14 protein-coding genes are annotated in these 14058 nt (G+C 47.5%); 13 read left to right on the top strand and 1 reads right to left on the bottom strand.

The genetic code is table 11. From position 1 onward, the window contains the following. Positions 1–9 precede the first annotated feature (9 nt). The 12 genes from ruvB to nadA all read left to right on the top strand — a co-directional run bounded on the left by ruvB (position 10) and on the right by nadA (position 11382). Positions 10–1017: a Holliday junction branch migration DNA helicase RuvB gene (ruvB, locus tag TSUB_RS10550; RefSeq protein WP_087026105.1), complete on the top strand. Its 1008-nt coding sequence runs from the start codon at positions 10–12 to the stop codon at positions 1015–1017. Positions 1018–1490: 473 nt separating this feature from the next. Continuing rightward, positions 1491–3074: a cytochrome ubiquinol oxidase subunit I gene (gene cydA, locus TSUB_RS10545; RefSeq protein WP_087026108.1), complete on the top strand. Its 1584-nt coding sequence runs from the start codon at positions 1491–1493 to the stop codon at positions 3072–3074. Between the two features lie 17 nt (positions 3075–3091). After that, the gene (cydB, locus tag TSUB_RS10540; RefSeq protein ID WP_087026111.1) at positions 3092–4228 is read left to right on the top strand and encodes a cytochrome d ubiquinol oxidase subunit II; all 1137 of its coding nucleotides are present in this window, start codon (positions 3092–3094) and stop codon (positions 4226–4228) included. Between the two features lie 11 nt (positions 4229–4239). Continuing rightward, complete coding sequence (gene cydX / locus TSUB_RS10535) at positions 4240–4347, top strand: cytochrome bd-I oxidase subunit CydX (protein ID WP_087026113.1); 108 nt, start codon at positions 4240–4242, stop codon at positions 4345–4347. After that, entirely contained in the window at positions 4337–4636 is a 300-nt protein-coding gene (gene ybgE, locus TSUB_RS10530) for a cyd operon protein YbgE (protein WP_087026116.1), read from the top strand. Before cydX ends, ybgE begins: the two co-directional genes overlap by 11 nt. A gap of 578 nt (positions 4637–5214) precedes the next feature. Next, positions 5215–5901, top strand: coding sequence for a protein TolQ (tolQ, locus tag TSUB_RS10525; RefSeq protein ID WP_087026119.1), 687 nt, complete (start codon positions 5215–5217; stop codon positions 5899–5901). A gap of 4 nt (positions 5902–5905) precedes the next feature. Then, positions 5906–6349, top strand: a complete 444-nt coding sequence (locus TSUB_RS10520) for a biopolymer transporter ExbD (protein ID WP_087026122.1) — start codon at positions 5906–5908, stop codon at positions 6347–6349. Positions 6350–6369: 20 nt separating this feature from the next. Further along, entirely contained in the window at positions 6370–7482 is a 1113-nt protein-coding gene (tolA, locus tag TSUB_RS10515; RefSeq protein ID WP_087026125.1) for a cell envelope integrity protein TolA, read from the top strand. A gap of 10 nt (positions 7483–7492) precedes the next feature. Then, complete coding sequence (gene tolB, locus TSUB_RS10510; protein WP_087026128.1) at positions 7493–8839, top strand: Tol-Pal system beta propeller repeat protein TolB; 1347 nt, start codon at positions 7493–7495, stop codon at positions 8837–8839. Positions 8840–8881: 42 nt separating this feature from the next. Next, a complete protein-coding gene (pal, locus tag TSUB_RS10505) occupies positions 8882–9400 on the top strand; it encodes a peptidoglycan-associated lipoprotein Pal (protein ID WP_087026131.1) in 519 nt (172 codons plus the stop codon). Positions 9401–9413: 13 nt separating this feature from the next. Next, positions 9414–10142, top strand: coding sequence for a tol-pal system protein YbgF (gene ybgF / locus TSUB_RS10500; RefSeq protein WP_087026134.1), 729 nt, complete (start codon positions 9414–9416; stop codon positions 10140–10142). A 178-nt stretch (positions 10143–10320) separates the two neighbouring features. Next, the gene (gene nadA / locus TSUB_RS10495; RefSeq protein ID WP_087026137.1) at positions 10321–11382 is read left to right on the top strand and encodes a quinolinate synthase NadA; all 1062 of its coding nucleotides are present in this window, start codon (positions 10321–10323) and stop codon (positions 11380–11382) included. An 87-nt stretch (positions 11383–11469) separates the two neighbouring features. Here the strand turns inward: nadA and TSUB_RS10490 are convergent, their stop codons facing one another. Then, entirely contained in the window at positions 11470–12045 is a 576-nt protein-coding gene (locus TSUB_RS10490) for a UPF0149 family protein (RefSeq protein ID WP_087026140.1), read from the bottom strand. 639 nt (positions 12046–12684) lie between these two features. Between TSUB_RS10490 and TSUB_RS10485 the strand changes: the two genes are divergently transcribed. After that, a complete protein-coding gene (locus tag TSUB_RS10485) occupies positions 12685–14058 on the top strand; it encodes a TolC family outer membrane protein (protein WP_087026143.1) in 1374 nt (457 codons plus the stop codon).

The raw sequence follows: 14058 nt of genomic DNA, 5'->3' as shown, positions 1-14058 counted from the left end.
GGGCTTGCGATGATTGAAGCTGATCGAATTATTAGTCAGGAAGTGCAGAGTCGTGATGATGAAGTCATCGACCGCGCCATACGACCGAAGAAACTCGAAGATTACCGCGGCCAGGATCACGTCCGTGATCAAATGGAGATTTTTATTCGCGCAGCCCAGAAACGTGAAGAGGCGTTGGATCACCTGTTGATCTTTGGACCTCCGGGCTTAGGGAAAACGACTTTGGCGAACATTGTCGCCAATGAAATGGATGTGAGCATTCGCACCACATCTGGCCCGGTTTTGGAAAAAGCAGGTGATCTCGCGGCATTGCTGACGAACCTAGAGCCTCACGATGTACTCTTTATCGATGAAATACACCGTCTAAGTCCTGTGGTTGAAGAGGTACTCTATCCAGCTATGGAAGATTACCAACTTGATATCATGATCGGTGAAGGGCCAGCAGCCCGTTCAATCAAAATCGATTTACCGCCATTTACACTCGTTGGCGCAACGACCCGCGCAGGCTCGTTGACATCGCCACTGCGTGACCGTTTTGGTATTACGCAGCGTCTTGAGTATTACAAGCTCGAAGATTTGCAATTTATTGTGCAACGCAGTGCCAACTGCTTGGGTCTTTCAATGGAAGAGGCCGGTGCTATGGAGGTGGCGCGGCGTGCGCGTGGCACACCGCGTATTGCCAACCGCTTGTTACGGCGGGTACGTGATTATGCCGAGGTCAAAGGTAACGGTCATATTGATGCAGAAGTCGCGGCGGCCGCTTTAGATATGTTGGATGTCGATAGCAGTGGTTTTGACTACATGGATCGCAAATTATTGATGGCAATTATCGATAAGTTTATGGGGGGGCCGGTTGGTCTTGATAACCTAGCGGCAGCGATAGGTGAAGAGAAAGAGACTATCGAAGATGTGTTAGAGCCTTATCTCATTCAACAAGGTTATCTACAACGTACTCCACGTGGTAGAGTGGTAACGCAGCGTGCTTATTTGCATTTTGGTCTCGATTTTCCGAAATGATAACACGCATGAATAAATGCTAAATACTTGTTAACAGGCAATGGATTCATTGCCTGATGTCTACAAATCCCTTCAAAATTGCCACTTTTAGTTGCAAGTTCACAATAAGTTCAAAACGCGAAATTAATGCCACTATTGACGTGAAAATGAGCGTCAATTGATCTGGATCATGTGGAATTTATCTTTTGCGATTTTGCAAGTCCTAAATTGATATTTATCAATGTAAAAAGTGCGACATGGCTCTTTGAAGCCTTCCTTAAAAACAGTAATATTAGCGTTGTCTATATTAGCTATAGCTTAACAAATTGCTAACAACTTTGTACATAGTCGCAACACATATTGGGAGCGCCGTAATTGGCAATACCAGGAAGGTAGATTTAGGTAAATTTGATGTCTACAAGATTGGCTAAGCCAACCATCGGTACGCTGTTGTACTGTTCGCCATTCAGCCTGGCGAAAAAAGGAGTTTCATCATGTTCGATATAGTTGAACTATCGAGATTGCAGTTTGCGTTAACTGCAATGTATCACTTTTTATTTGTACCACTGACGCTGGGTATGGCTTTCTTGCTAGCCATCATGGAGTCGGTTTACGTCATGACGGGCAAGCAAGTCTATAAAGACATGACGAAGTTCTGGGGTAAGTTGTTTGGTATTAACTTTGCTCTTGGTGTGGCGACAGGCCTTACCATGGAGTTTCAGTTTGGTACTAACTGGTCTTACTATTCACACTACGTAGGTGACATCTTTGGTGCACCGCTAGCCATCGAAGCATTGGTCGCATTCTTCCTTGAATCCACTTTTGTCGGCTTGTTCTTCTTCGGTTGGGATCGCTTGTCAAAGCGCCAGCACCTTGTGGTGACTTGGCTGGTGGCATTAGGGTCGAACTTCTCTGCACTTTGGATTCTGGTCGCCAATGGCTGGATGCAAAACCCTGTTGGTGCGGAGTTCAACTTCGAAACCATGCGTATGGAGATGGTGAGTTTCTCTGAAGTGGTCCTTAACCCAGTGGCACAGGTGAAATTCGTTCACACCGTGGCATCAGGTTATACATGTGGTGCTGTATTTGTGCTGGCAATCAGTTCTTACTACTTACTTAAAGGCCGTGACATTCCGTTCGCGCGTCGCTCGTTCGCAATCGCTTCTTCGTTTGGTATCGCCGCGATTTTGTCGACCATCGTCCTAGGTGATGAGTCTGGCTATGAACTAGGTGACGTTCAAAAAGTGAAGCTTGCAGCCATTGAGGCGGAGTGGCACACAGAGCCTGCACCTGCGGCATTTACAGTGGTTGGTCTACCAAATCAAGATCGCATGGAAACCGACTTTGCCATCAAGATCCCTTATGTCATGGGTATTATTGCGACACGTTCCTTCGACAAAGAAGTGACGGGCTTGCGTGAGCTAAAAGCAGAGCACGAAGATCGCATTCGTAACGGTATGATCGCTTACGAACTGCTAGAAAAACTGCGTTCAGGTGAGAAAACACCCGAAGTGAAAGCAGCCTTTGATGAAGTGAAAGGTGATCTCGGTTACGGCTTCCTGCTTAAGCCATACACAGACAATGTTGTGGATGCAACAGATGAGCAGATTGCCCAAGCGGCAGATGACTCTATTCCAACGGTTTGGCCATTGTTCTGGAGCTTCCGAATCATGGTTGGTTGCGGCATGATCATGCTGTTTGTTATTGGTGCGGCCTTCATTCAAACCTGTCGCCACAAAATTACTGAGAAGAAGTGGGTACTGAAAGCGTGTCTATACAGCCTACCTCTTCCTTGGATTGCAATCGAAGCGGGCTGGTTTGTTGCGGAATATGGCCGTCAGCCTTGGGCAGTCGGTGAAGTACTGCCTGTTTCGATGGCGGTTTCTCAACTGTCTGTCGGTGAAGTGTGGACGTCCATGCTCGCGATCTGTGGTCTATACACTGTGTTCTTGATTGCTGAAGTTTACTTGATGCTGAAGTTTGCGCGTCTAGGTCCAAGCAGCCTGAAAACTGGCCGTTATCATTTCGAACAAGCGAACAACGCCGAAAATGCGATTGCTCGTCAAGTAGAAGCTTAAGCAAGGAGAGTTAAGCCATGTTTGATTACGAAATTCTACGATTAATTTGGTGGGTACTCATCGGAGTGCTGTGTATCGGTTTCGCGGTAGCAGACGGGTTTGATATGGGTGTTGGTGCCCTTATGCCTGTGATGGGTAAAACAGACACCGAACGCCGTGTAATGATTAACTCAATTGCCCCTCACTGGGACGGTAACCAAGTTTGGTTAATTACCGCGGGTGGTGCGATGTTCGCAGCTTGGCCGTTAGTCTACGCGACAGCCTTCTCTGGCTTTTACTTCGCGATGATCATTACGTTAGCAGCGCTTTTCTTCCGTCCGATCGGTTTTGATTACCGCTCGAAGCTAGAAGATCCTCGTTGGAGAAACTTCTGGGACTGGGGCATCTTTGTCGGCAGTTTTGTACCACCAGTTATCTTCGGCGTTGCATTTGGTAACCTGTTACAAGGTGTGCCTTTTGTGCTGAGTGATTTGTTGATTCCGACTTACACGGGTTCGTTCTTTGGCCTCCTTAACCCATTTGCATTGCTATGTGGTGTTGTCAGTATTCTGATGATAGCGACGCAAGGTGCGACCTATTTGCAAATGAAGACGACGGATGAACTACGTGACCGTGCACACGCGATTGCGCCAATCACCGCGATTGCGACTGCAGTGCTCTTTATTATCGGTGGTGTATGGGCTCAATATATTGAAGGCTTTGCGATCGTTGGTGAAATTGATACTAACGGTGTGTCGAATCCACTCAATAAAGAAGTTGTACGTGAAGCTGGTGCTCTGTTTGCTAACTTCACCGCCTACCCAGTGCTTTGGGCTGCGCCGTTGTTAGGGGCAGTGATGCCATTGCTCACGGCGGCCTTTTCTAAGATGCGTCGCCCAGGGTTTGCGTTTTTGACTTCTAGCCTGTCAATGGCGGGTATTATTTTGACCGCAGGCTTTGCACTGTTCCCATTCATCATGCCATCAAGCGAAATGCCAAGTCATAGTTTGACGGTTTGGGACGCGACAAGTAGTGAGCTTACGTTGAATATCATGACGGGTATTGCCTTCGTGATGGTGCCAATCATCTTGAGCTACACCATTTGGACTTACTACAAAATGTTCGGTCGTCTCGATAATAAATTTATCGAAGAGAACAAGACGTCACTTTACTAAGGAGTATAACGATGTGGTATTTTGCTTGGATTCTTGGCGTACTGTTGGCCTGCTCATTCGGCATCATCAACGCCCTGTGGTTAGAAACAACAGAAGATATGGATAAAGATGACGCTTGATCAACGTCTAACTCGATGGCATCAGCCTCTCAATCACGGCGCGTTGCGCGCCGTGGTATTGCTGATGGGGTTGGCTTTGGTCGGTGTAGTGATGTGGGAGCCAACCGTTTTCGCAGAGGCGATAGGTGGCTTTAACATTGTAAAAGGGCCGTTGCTGATATGGTCGATGTGCAGTGCCATGGTTTATGGGGTTGGATTTAATCCCTATCGTTGGTACTGGCAGTTACTCTTTACGCCCTACATCTGCATGGTGTTGTTAGTTGGTTTCTGGGGACTCTATCTTTTTTGATCAATGTACACCTGAATTTCAAATAAGCCTGCTATGTTAACAGCAGGCTTTTTTTGTATCCGAAATCAAGTGGTTGCTAAAACCACAGAAATTTACATGCTCTCTGGGCAGTCAATAAGCAAGTATTTGGCTTTTTATTGCGATGACAGGCAAAAAAAGCGCTAACTTGATGCAACAGGATTGAAGTTCATATCGCGTTGGGTATAGTTTTGGACGGGCGCGTCAATGAAGCAAACACATTGCTTATCATCACTGAGTCTGATTACTTGGATAGTGGTTGAGCAGTCAGTCGTGTTGTTGTGCGTTTTTCCTGTTCAATGAGGAACTAATTAATTACAAAAGTGTCATTGTAGTTCGAATTTCTTGGCATGTATTGAGGTCTTGGGTTCGATGGACGCTTTGGTAGGTAGCCAGTTTTGTCTGCAGAGGTGTGCAACTTGGCCGAGTTCGCATTAGCTTTGTCAGGCTTTAGTCAATTAAGAAATTGCCCCGTTGTGCTTTAGGTGAGTTAGGGTAGCCTTGCAGCCAAGTGAACAGAGGCATGATTACGTTTAAGTACGTTTTAACGGAGATCTATTGTGGCCGCGGATTTATCTATTCTTGACCTGTTTTTACAATCTGGCCCTTTGGTTCAGGTGATTTTGGTTGGCTTGTTGTTAATGTCGATCATGAGCTGGACTATTATCATACGCCGCACTCAAGTGCTTTCCGAAGCGAAGCGTCGAGCAGCTCGCTTTGAGGATCGTTTTTGGTCAGGTGTTGACCTTTCACAGCTCTATCATGAAGTCCAAGCGAGAAAAGACGATCTTACGGGGACAGAGAAGATCTTTTACAACGGATTTAAAGAGTTTGCTCGTCTACATCGTAACAACGAAAAGCAGCCAGCTGCGGTGATGGAAGGGGCGACCCGTGCCATGCGCGTTTCACTGTCGAAAGAGATAGATGAGCTTGAGTCTAACTTACCCTTTTTGGCAACAGTGGGTTCTGTCTCACCCTATATCGGTCTCTTTGGTACTGTCTGGGGCATCATGAATGCCTTTATCGCCCTTGGTGCCGTGAAGCAAGCAACACTTGCGATGGTCGCGCCAGGTATCGCTGAATCTCTGATCGCGACGGCAATGGGCCTTATCGCTGCGATTCCTGCGGTGACCTTCTTCAACCGCTTGACCAATAAAGTAGAAAAGCTAGAACATAACTACGTGACATTCATGGACGAGTTCTCGAGCATTCTGCACCGTCAGGTATTCGCTGCTAAAGAGGGTTAACTCGATGGCATATCAACGTAAGCGGCGTAAAGTCAATTCTGAGATAAACGTTGTTCCTTACATCGACGTCTCTTTTGCTTTGCTGGTTATATTTATGGTGACAGCACCGTTTGTGACCCAAGGGGTCGATGTCGATTTACCCGCGACCGCTGACGCCAAAACCGCTGCAGAGTTAGCTCAGGATGAGAACAACAGCACATTTATCATTGTTGAAGTCGACAGCGACGGCAATCATCGTTTAAGTGTGGATAATGGAGATCTTATCCAGTTGGAGCTAAACGATATTTTGGTCAGGGTGAAAGCAGAGCTCAGCATCAACCCTAATGCAACGGTCTTGGTTGGCGGTGCGTCTCAAGCGCCGTATTTTTACATTATAGAGACGTTGGATATTTTGAATCAGGCTGGGGTCGGTAAGGTTGGGCTTATGACTCAGGCGCGAGACGGGTAGTAGAGGCAGATTAATCACCAATGAGTAAGAAACAAGGAAATGGTGTAGCGTTTGCTGTCTCTCTCACTGCGCATGCAGTGATCGTCGGCCTGTTGGCTTGGGGAGCAACAGTGGCTTCGAATAAGCCGATTGTTCCTGTAGGCAACTCAATTGAAGCGGTTGTGATTGATCCCGCATTGGTTTCGCAGCAAGTAAAGCAATTGCGAGAGCAACAAGCCGCGGCTGAAAAGGCAGAACAAGACCGTTTAAGACGACTTGAGCAACAAGCAGAAGCGGTTGAGCAGGAACGCAAAGCGGAAGAAGAGCGATTGCGTCAACTTCAAGCGGATAAGCTTAAAGCAGAGCAAGAAGCTCGTGAAGCCGAGCAGGAAAGATTAAAGATAGAAGAGCAACAGCGAATCGCTGCGGATGAGCGTCGTCAAGCCGAAGAAGAAGCGCGTATTGCAGCAGAAAAAGCGGCTGAGGCGAAAGCGGAAGCGGAGCGACAAGAAGCGGCGCGTTTGAAAGCTGAAGAACAGCGTAAGATTGAAGAACTTGCCAAGCGCCAAGCTGAAGAAGCGGCTAAACAGGCTGAGCAAGAACGTAAAGCGCAAGAAGAACAAAAGCGTCAAGCTGAGGCGGCTGCAGCCAAAGCGGAAGCCGAAGCGGCAAAAGCGGCAGAAGAGGCGGCCAAAGCAGAAGCGGAACGTAAAGCAGAGGAAGAGCGCAGACGTAAAGCCGAAGCGGCACGTAAAGAGTCAGAACGCAAAGCAAGAGAAGCAGAGCAACGTCGGCGGGAGCAGGAGGCCGCCCTCGATGATCTCTTTCAAGGCTTAGAAGCGGAAACCTCTCAGCGTTCAGATGCGCGAGGTCGTCATGTGCAGGATGAGATCTCTCGTTACGGCAATATGTTTAAACAGATGATCGAGCGAGAGCTATTAACTGATAGTAGCTTTTCAGGCAAGGAGTGCCGACTTGGATTAAGACTCTCGTCTAACGGCCTGGTTTTCTCAATTGAAGAGCGAGGCGGTGATCGTGCTGTATGTCGCGCTGCGACGACTGCCGTCAATAAAGTATCAACTTTCCCAATGCCAGAAGATGAGGCGATTGCGCGAGAGTTAAGAGACATAAATTTAGTGATTCAACCCGATTAAGGTAGGAAGAATGTTTAGAAAAGGACTTGTTGCATTTGCGACTTTGCTACTGATGTTTAGTCAGTTAGCAAGAGCAGAACTGCAATTGGTAATTACCGGGGGCATAGATTCAGCGCGCCCAATCGCGATTGTACCTTTCAAGTGGGAAGGCGCAGGGCAACTTCCTCAAGATGTTTCGGCCGTGGTGGCTTCAGATCTGCGCCGTAGCGGAAAGTTTAATCCTGTTGAAGTCAGTAAAATGCCGCAAACGCCGTATTCACCTGATGAAGTTGACTATGGGGCATGGGCTTCTTTGGGGGTTGATGCATTGTTAACGGGTACAGTCACCAAACAGGATGGTAACTACGTCATTAACTATCAGCTCGTTGATATGGTTCGAGGCCAGTTAACTGGCGGTGATGGTCACGCGTTAGTCGATGGCCAGCTTGTTGAATCTCATGACCACATTTTGGTGAATGCGCGTGCCACGGTGAAAGAGTCGCAGTTACGCGCTCAAGCGCACCGTATTGCTGATGTTGTTTATGAAGCCTTGACGGGAGAACGCGGCGCATTCTTGACGCGAATCGCCTATGTTGTGGTTGATGATAGCAATAAGCACCCTTACCAACTGCGCGTCGCGGATTATGATGGCTATAATGAACGATTGGTTCTTAAGTCTTCAGAGCCGTTGATGTCACCTGCGTGGTCGCCTGATGGCAGTAAGTTGGCTTATGTGAGTTTTGAAAACCGTCAAGCGCAAATCTTCATTATGAACATCTACACGGGTGAGATTGAAAAAATAACGTCATTTCCTCGTCATAATGGTGCGCCACAGTTCTCGCCTGATGGCAAAAAACTGGCACTAGTGCTGTCAAAAACGGGCAGTTTACACGTCTACACCTTGGATTTAGAGACCAAAGCGCTTACACAAGTAACGCGAGGTAGATCGAATAATACCGAGGCAGTTTGGCATCCTGATGGCAACTCTTTGATGTTTACCTCAGATCGGGGTGGTAAACCACAGATTTATCAAGTAAATTTAACTACTGGTGAAACTCAGCGTGTCACCTGGCAAGGATCGCAGAACATGGGTGCGCAAATCACCCCTGATGGTCGTTTCCTCGTGATGGTGAATCGTTCTGCGACAGGCTATAACATCGCAAAACAAGACCTGTCTAATGGTGCGGTTCAGGTCTTAACAGAAACGCTGTTGGACGAATCACCAAGTATTGCGCCAAATGGCGGTATGGTTATCTACAGTTCAATGTATGGTCGAAAGAACGTATTGTCGTTGGTTTCGATTGATGGACGTTTTAAGGCTCGGTTACCAGCAACAAACGGCAGAGTTAGAGCGCCAGCTTGGTCACCATTCTTATAGTTTTTGCGATAACGCAAATGTTTAAAAAAAAGGGAAACTAAAATGCAACTGAACAAAGTTCTGAAGGGGCTGGCGATTGCACTACCTGTTTTGGCAATGACAGCGTGTAGTTCTACAGATAGCGCGACCAATAGTGGTCAGTCTGACAATCAATCAACTTCACCGGTTGTGTCACAGCCAATTGAAAACGTAAAAGATGGCATGTCTGAAGAGCAACTAGCGCAACAAGCGCTACTTAAGCTACAGACTGTACACTTCGGTTTCGACCAGTATGACATCCAGTCTGACTACGCGCTAATGCTAGAAGCTCACGCAGCTTACCTACGCACTAACCGTAGCGTAAAAGTACTTATCGAAGGTCATGCGGATGAGCGTGGTACACCTGAGTACAACATCGCACTAGGCGAGCGTCGTGCGAATGCAGTAGCTAACTACCTACAAGCTCTGGGCGTAAGCTCTTCACAACTTTCTATCGTTAGCTACGGTGAAGAGAAACCAGTCGCGTACGGTCAATCTGAAGCGTCTTACGCGAAGAACCGTCGTGCAGTATTGGTTTACTAATAGGTAGATTGATATGAAAAGTAACGTAACACGCTTTGCCGTGTTGATGTTGCTGAGTGGGGCTGCTTCGGCAGCCCCTGCGCCTGTTACGGATCTCACATCGGGTGAAACCGATTTGGCGCGACTTGAACAGCTGATTAACGCCCGTAATCATGTTCAAATCCAAATGCAACAGCAATTAACTCAACTTGCCTCTGAAATTGATGAATTGCGTGGCATGGTTGAACAAAACAGCTATGAGCTGAACCAAGTTACTAATCGACAGCGCGATTTATATCGTGAGGTGGATTCCCTGCGAAATACACAACCAGTTGTTACCGCTCCCGTTGAGCCGGAGCCGGAAGATACTGACGTCGCTTATTCTTCGGATGTGAACGAAAACGACGCTTATGATGCTGCCGTTGCTTTGATCATGCAGGAAAAAGATTATGCGGGTGGCATTAAAGCGCTCGACGCCTTTTTAGCGACGTATCCCAATTCCGCTTATGAAGCAAATGCACACTATTGGTTAGGTCAATTGCACTTTGTACAAGGTAACAGTGCTGATGCGAAGACGCATTTCTTGGCCGTTGAAACCTTCAAAGACTCCAATAAGCGTGCTGACGCACTATTTAAACTGGGCATTCTTGCTCAACGAGCAAAGAATACTGCCGAAGCGAAGAAATTCTATCAATCTGTGATAGACAGTTATCCCGGTAGTACAAGTGCCACTCAGGCACAGAAAAACCTGAATGAGCTTTGATAGATAAACGCCTTCCTACTTTGGAAGGTGTTTTTTTATGCGTCAACCTCACTATCATCACGGTGTCTCGTGGTGAGTTCTTGTCCTCTAAGTAATGACCTTACTCTCAGAACCTGTATTCTCGGTGCTCACAGGTATATAATGCCCGGATTAGTCAGGATACTGATAGAGCAATGCAATGAGCGTACAATTCGACCCAAGCCAAACCATTTACCCTTTTCCACCAAAGCCGCAGAAGCTAAGTGATATCGAGAAGGTAGACTACAAAGCCAAAATTCAGGCCCTTCTTGAAGCGCGTGATGCTGTGTTAATTGCCCACTACTACACGGATCCAGAAATTCAAGCTCTGGCAGAAGAGACGGGTGGTTTTGTCGGTGATTCACTAGAGATGGCAAAGTTTGGTAATCAGCACCCAGCAAAGACATTGATTATTTGCGGTGTGCGTTTTATGGGTGAGTCAGCGAAAATTCTAACGCCTGAGAAAACCGTGTTGATGCCAACACTGGAAGCAGAGTGTTCGCTTGACCTTGGCTGTCCAGCCGATAAGTTTACTGAGTTCTGTGATGCTCACCCTGATCACACTGTTGTGGTTTATGCCAACACCTCTGCAGCGGTTAAAGCACGCGCAGACTGGGTGGTTACGTCGAGTATTGCGTTGGAAATTGTCGAACACCTTGATGCGGAAGATAAGCCAATTATTTGGGGGCCAGACCGTCATTTAGGCTCATACATCGCCAATAAAACGGGGGCGGATATGCTGCTCTGGCAAGGCGAATGTATTGTTCATGATGAGTTTTCAGCACAAAAGTTGAATAATATGAAGGCGGTATACCCAGATGCTGCAATTCTAGTTCACCCAGAGTCACCGGCGAGTGTTGTCGAACTGGCGGATGCAGTTGGCTCAACAAGTCAATTGATTAAAGCGGCGAAGACACTGCCGCATAAGCAGCTGATAGTGGCAACTGACAAGGGTATCTTCTTTAAGATGCAACAGATGGTACCTGAGAAAGAGTTGATCGAAGCGCCAACGGCAGGCGCAGGGGCAACCTGTCGAAGCTGTGCTCACTGCCCTTGGATGGCGATGAATGGTTTAGTTGCGATCGAAGCGGCACTGCGTGAAGGCGGAGAAGAGCATGAAATTTTCGTTGATGCAGCGCTTCGAGAGAAATCCCTCATCCCACTGAATCGAATGCTCGATTTCGCAGCGCAATTACAGTTGCAAGTTAAAGGCAACGCTTAGTTCGCGATTTGACCTGATCATTGGTTAAACAAAAAGGGAGTCAGTTTTCACTGACTCCCTTTTTACTTATCACGGTAAATAAAGGCGTTACGCTTGCTCAGCGAGGAGTTGTTGGCCTTTCAACGTGAGGCCACACAGCATCTGCGGCATCGCATTATAGATCTCTTCAAATTGCTCTAAGCCCTGAATACCTTGAGAGGCTAACTCAGCAATCGCGGTCTCTGGGTCAAACAATAAGCTCAGTGACAGTAGCACACCACCTAGCAGGGCATTGTCTTCACTACTTTCTGGCATCAAGGTTTCCCAATCATCGCGTGCAAGCTGCCAGCCTTGCAATAAGCCTTCACACAGCGCTTGGCATTCGGATGTGACGATGTTCTCTTCATCGAGCTGACAGGCAGCGGGCCATTGCCACTCGTGACTAAACAGCTTGTCTCTGATTTCATTGAAGCTATCTACAACAGCATTAGCAAAGGCTTCGAAATCTTGTGCTGATTCAAACGGCGCTTGCTCTTCGCCACCCCAGAAAAAGGCTATCCATTCAGCAGGGTCAATGATATTGGGCGCTGCTGCCATTGCGGTCACAAAGCCTAAGCCTTGGAACGGAGTAAGAAGACCTTCATTTTGAGGCTGTTGTTGATAGAAATCGATGAGGGCTGACATTGCGAATTCTCAGTATCTTAAAAAGGGTAAGTCTATCAGGTTTGTCGTCGAATTGTTGTAACTGGGCACGTTAGTGAGCAGTTCTTCGCCAGTCGATACGTTTCTTTTTCGAGCGGTGCTTTGATCACAAAAATGACGATTGATTTACGAAGGAACAGTTCGGAAATTCCGAGATGAACGCAGTGTGACTTGTTGCCAAGATGTTGAGAATGTTTCAGTTGCGCTCGTTGCCATGAGGAATGTGACGTATCAGCTGACAACGCGCGGTTGTTCATCTCTTGATATTTTTATAGCAAGGTCCCGTTTCTTGTTATTCAGCCACGGTTAAGTTTGATGTTCGTCTTGTTATGAAGGCTTATTGACCGATCTTTCACGGGGATTGATTGTCAACCTCGGATGTAAACAGCCTGATCAATGTCTTGTGTGAATTTTACATTTCCTGTTTGGTTGCAATTCGATGCATTAAAAAAATCAATCATTGGTAAAGAAAAGGGTCCAAAACCGACCGATTGCCGCTGTTATTGCCTGAGAGTACCTTCTCTATCGTATTGCGACGAATGATTAGCTTGTTGAATGCTTCAAGCTGACTGGTTCGCTTTTCCTAGTCCGAAGAGAGTCACCTCAGGTTTATAATAATCTATGAAAAACACTCGATTAACGGTCGTCGCCGGTCTTATCGCTAGCACGTTTTCGACTGTGGTTTATGCAGAAACGACAGATCTGGAAAACTTGTATCAATTAGCGTTACAAAACGACCCACTCTTATCCCAAGCAAAAGTCGGGGCATCCATGGCAGAAGAAGCCGTGAATGTCACTCGCGCGTCATTGCTACCACAGCTTAACAGTTACTTTGCTTACCAGTACCTCCAAGACCATCGCGGTGTAGAAGCGGGTTTTGGCGGAACGGGCAATGCGGTTGCACTCGGCGTGAAAGGTTCACAGTTACTTTATAGCCCCGCAGTGAAATTGGCGGTAGATATCGCTAACCAAGATGTTACCCATGCCGATTTGTTAATTGAAAAAGCCAGCGATGCGTTAGTGCTACGTTCTGCGAAAGCCTATTTCGACGTATTACGCGCGAGCGAAACGGTGAAGGTTGCAGAAGCAAACCTTGCTGCAATCGACGAGTTTCGTGTTCAGACAGAAACGCGGGTTCGTCTGGGTATGACAGCCGCCCTAGACCTTCAAGAAGCGCAAGCGCGCTTCGATCTTGCCTCGGCAGGGATCATTAATGCGAAAGCACTTCTCGCACAACGTTTGGACGCCCTTACCACCCTAACCGGTCAAACCTTTACCAACGTTGAACCATTAGATATTTCGCGATTCTCTCCAGCCTTGCCTTCGCCTATTTATGGCGATACATGGCAGCACGCTGCGCTCAATAACAACCATGATTTACGGATGACCGCGCAAGCCATTGAAAAAGCGCGTCTGCAGATCAAGCAAGCATCGGCAGGTCGTATGCCAAGCGTGGTGTTTACAGCGGGCATTAATCAAGAATTGCTGATGGATATCAAGAACATCGGTGGAAATAGTGCCTTGGGTGCCAAGTTGGACAATCTTACTGAAGTCGAAGTGGGCGTCGCTGCTCAACTGCCACTGTATTCTGGTGGCCGCACGACGGCGTTAGTGCGTCTAGCCCAGCATGGCCTTGAAATGACACAACTCGTTAATGATCAATCGATGCGACAAGTCGCCGAGCAGGTCAACACCACTGAGCGGTTTGTTGAAGCATCACTGCTGTCGTTGAAAGCCCATGAACAGAGTTTAGCGTCATCCGAAGCCGCATTGACTGCAGTCGAAAAAGGCTACGAGGTCGGCGCACGTACTATGGCAGAAGTGCTCGCAGCGACAGGTCTCGTCTATGCCGCGCAAAACAATGTTAATAATGCGCGATTCGATTTCATCGAACGTGCTCTCACACTCAAGTTCCTCGCGGGCGAGCTGTCTGACAACGACATCACCGCGCTCAATGCTGGATTGTTACGCACCAGCTCTAGCACATCGAAATAG

Source organism: Thaumasiovibrio subtropicus (genome assembly GCF_019703835.1).
Taxonomy (GTDB): Bacteria; Pseudomonadota; Gammaproteobacteria; order Enterobacterales; family Vibrionaceae; genus Thaumasiovibrio; species Thaumasiovibrio subtropicus.
Note: the sequence above shows the minus strand (reverse complement) of the source record. Positions and strands in the feature narration are given on the sequence as shown.

Excerpts from the sequence above, each read along its gene's own strand:
- ruvB (WP_087026105.1), top strand. The coding sequence starts at position 10 with ATGATTGAAGCTGATCGAATTATTAGTCAGGAAGTGCAGAGTCGTGAT.
- cydA (WP_087026108.1), top strand. The coding sequence starts at position 1,491 with ATGTTCGATATAGTTGAACTATCGAGATTGCAGTTTGCGTTAACTGCA.
- cydB (WP_087026111.1), top strand. The coding sequence starts at position 3,092 with ATGTTTGATTACGAAATTCTACGATTAATTTGGTGGGTACTCATCGGA.
- cydX (WP_087026113.1), top strand. The coding sequence starts at position 4,240 with ATGTGGTATTTTGCTTGGATTCTTGGCGTACTGTTGGCCTGCTCATTC.
- ybgE (WP_087026116.1), top strand. The coding sequence starts at position 4,337 with ATGACGCTTGATCAACGTCTAACTCGATGGCATCAGCCTCTCAATCAC.
- TSUB_RS10520 (WP_087026122.1), top strand. The coding sequence starts at position 5,906 with ATGGCATATCAACGTAAGCGGCGTAAAGTCAATTCTGAGATAAACGTT.
- tolA (WP_087026125.1), top strand. The coding sequence starts at position 6,370 with ATGAGTAAGAAACAAGGAAATGGTGTAGCGTTTGCTGTCTCTCTCACT.
- tolB (WP_087026128.1), top strand. The coding sequence starts at position 7,493 with ATGTTTAGAAAAGGACTTGTTGCATTTGCGACTTTGCTACTGATGTTT.
- pal (WP_087026131.1), top strand. The coding sequence starts at position 8,882 with ATGCAACTGAACAAAGTTCTGAAGGGGCTGGCGATTGCACTACCTGTT.
- ybgF (WP_087026134.1), top strand. The coding sequence starts at position 9,414 with ATGAAAAGTAACGTAACACGCTTTGCCGTGTTGATGTTGCTGAGTGGG.
- nadA (WP_087026137.1), top strand. The coding sequence starts at position 10,321 with ATGAGCGTACAATTCGACCCAAGCCAAACCATTTACCCTTTTCCACCA.
- TSUB_RS10490 (WP_087026140.1), bottom strand. The coding sequence starts at position 12,045 with ATGTCAGCCCTCATCGATTTCTATCAACAACAGCCTCAAAATGAAGGT.
- TSUB_RS10485 (WP_087026143.1), top strand. The coding sequence starts at position 12,685 with ATGAAAAACACTCGATTAACGGTCGTCGCCGGTCTTATCGCTAGCACG.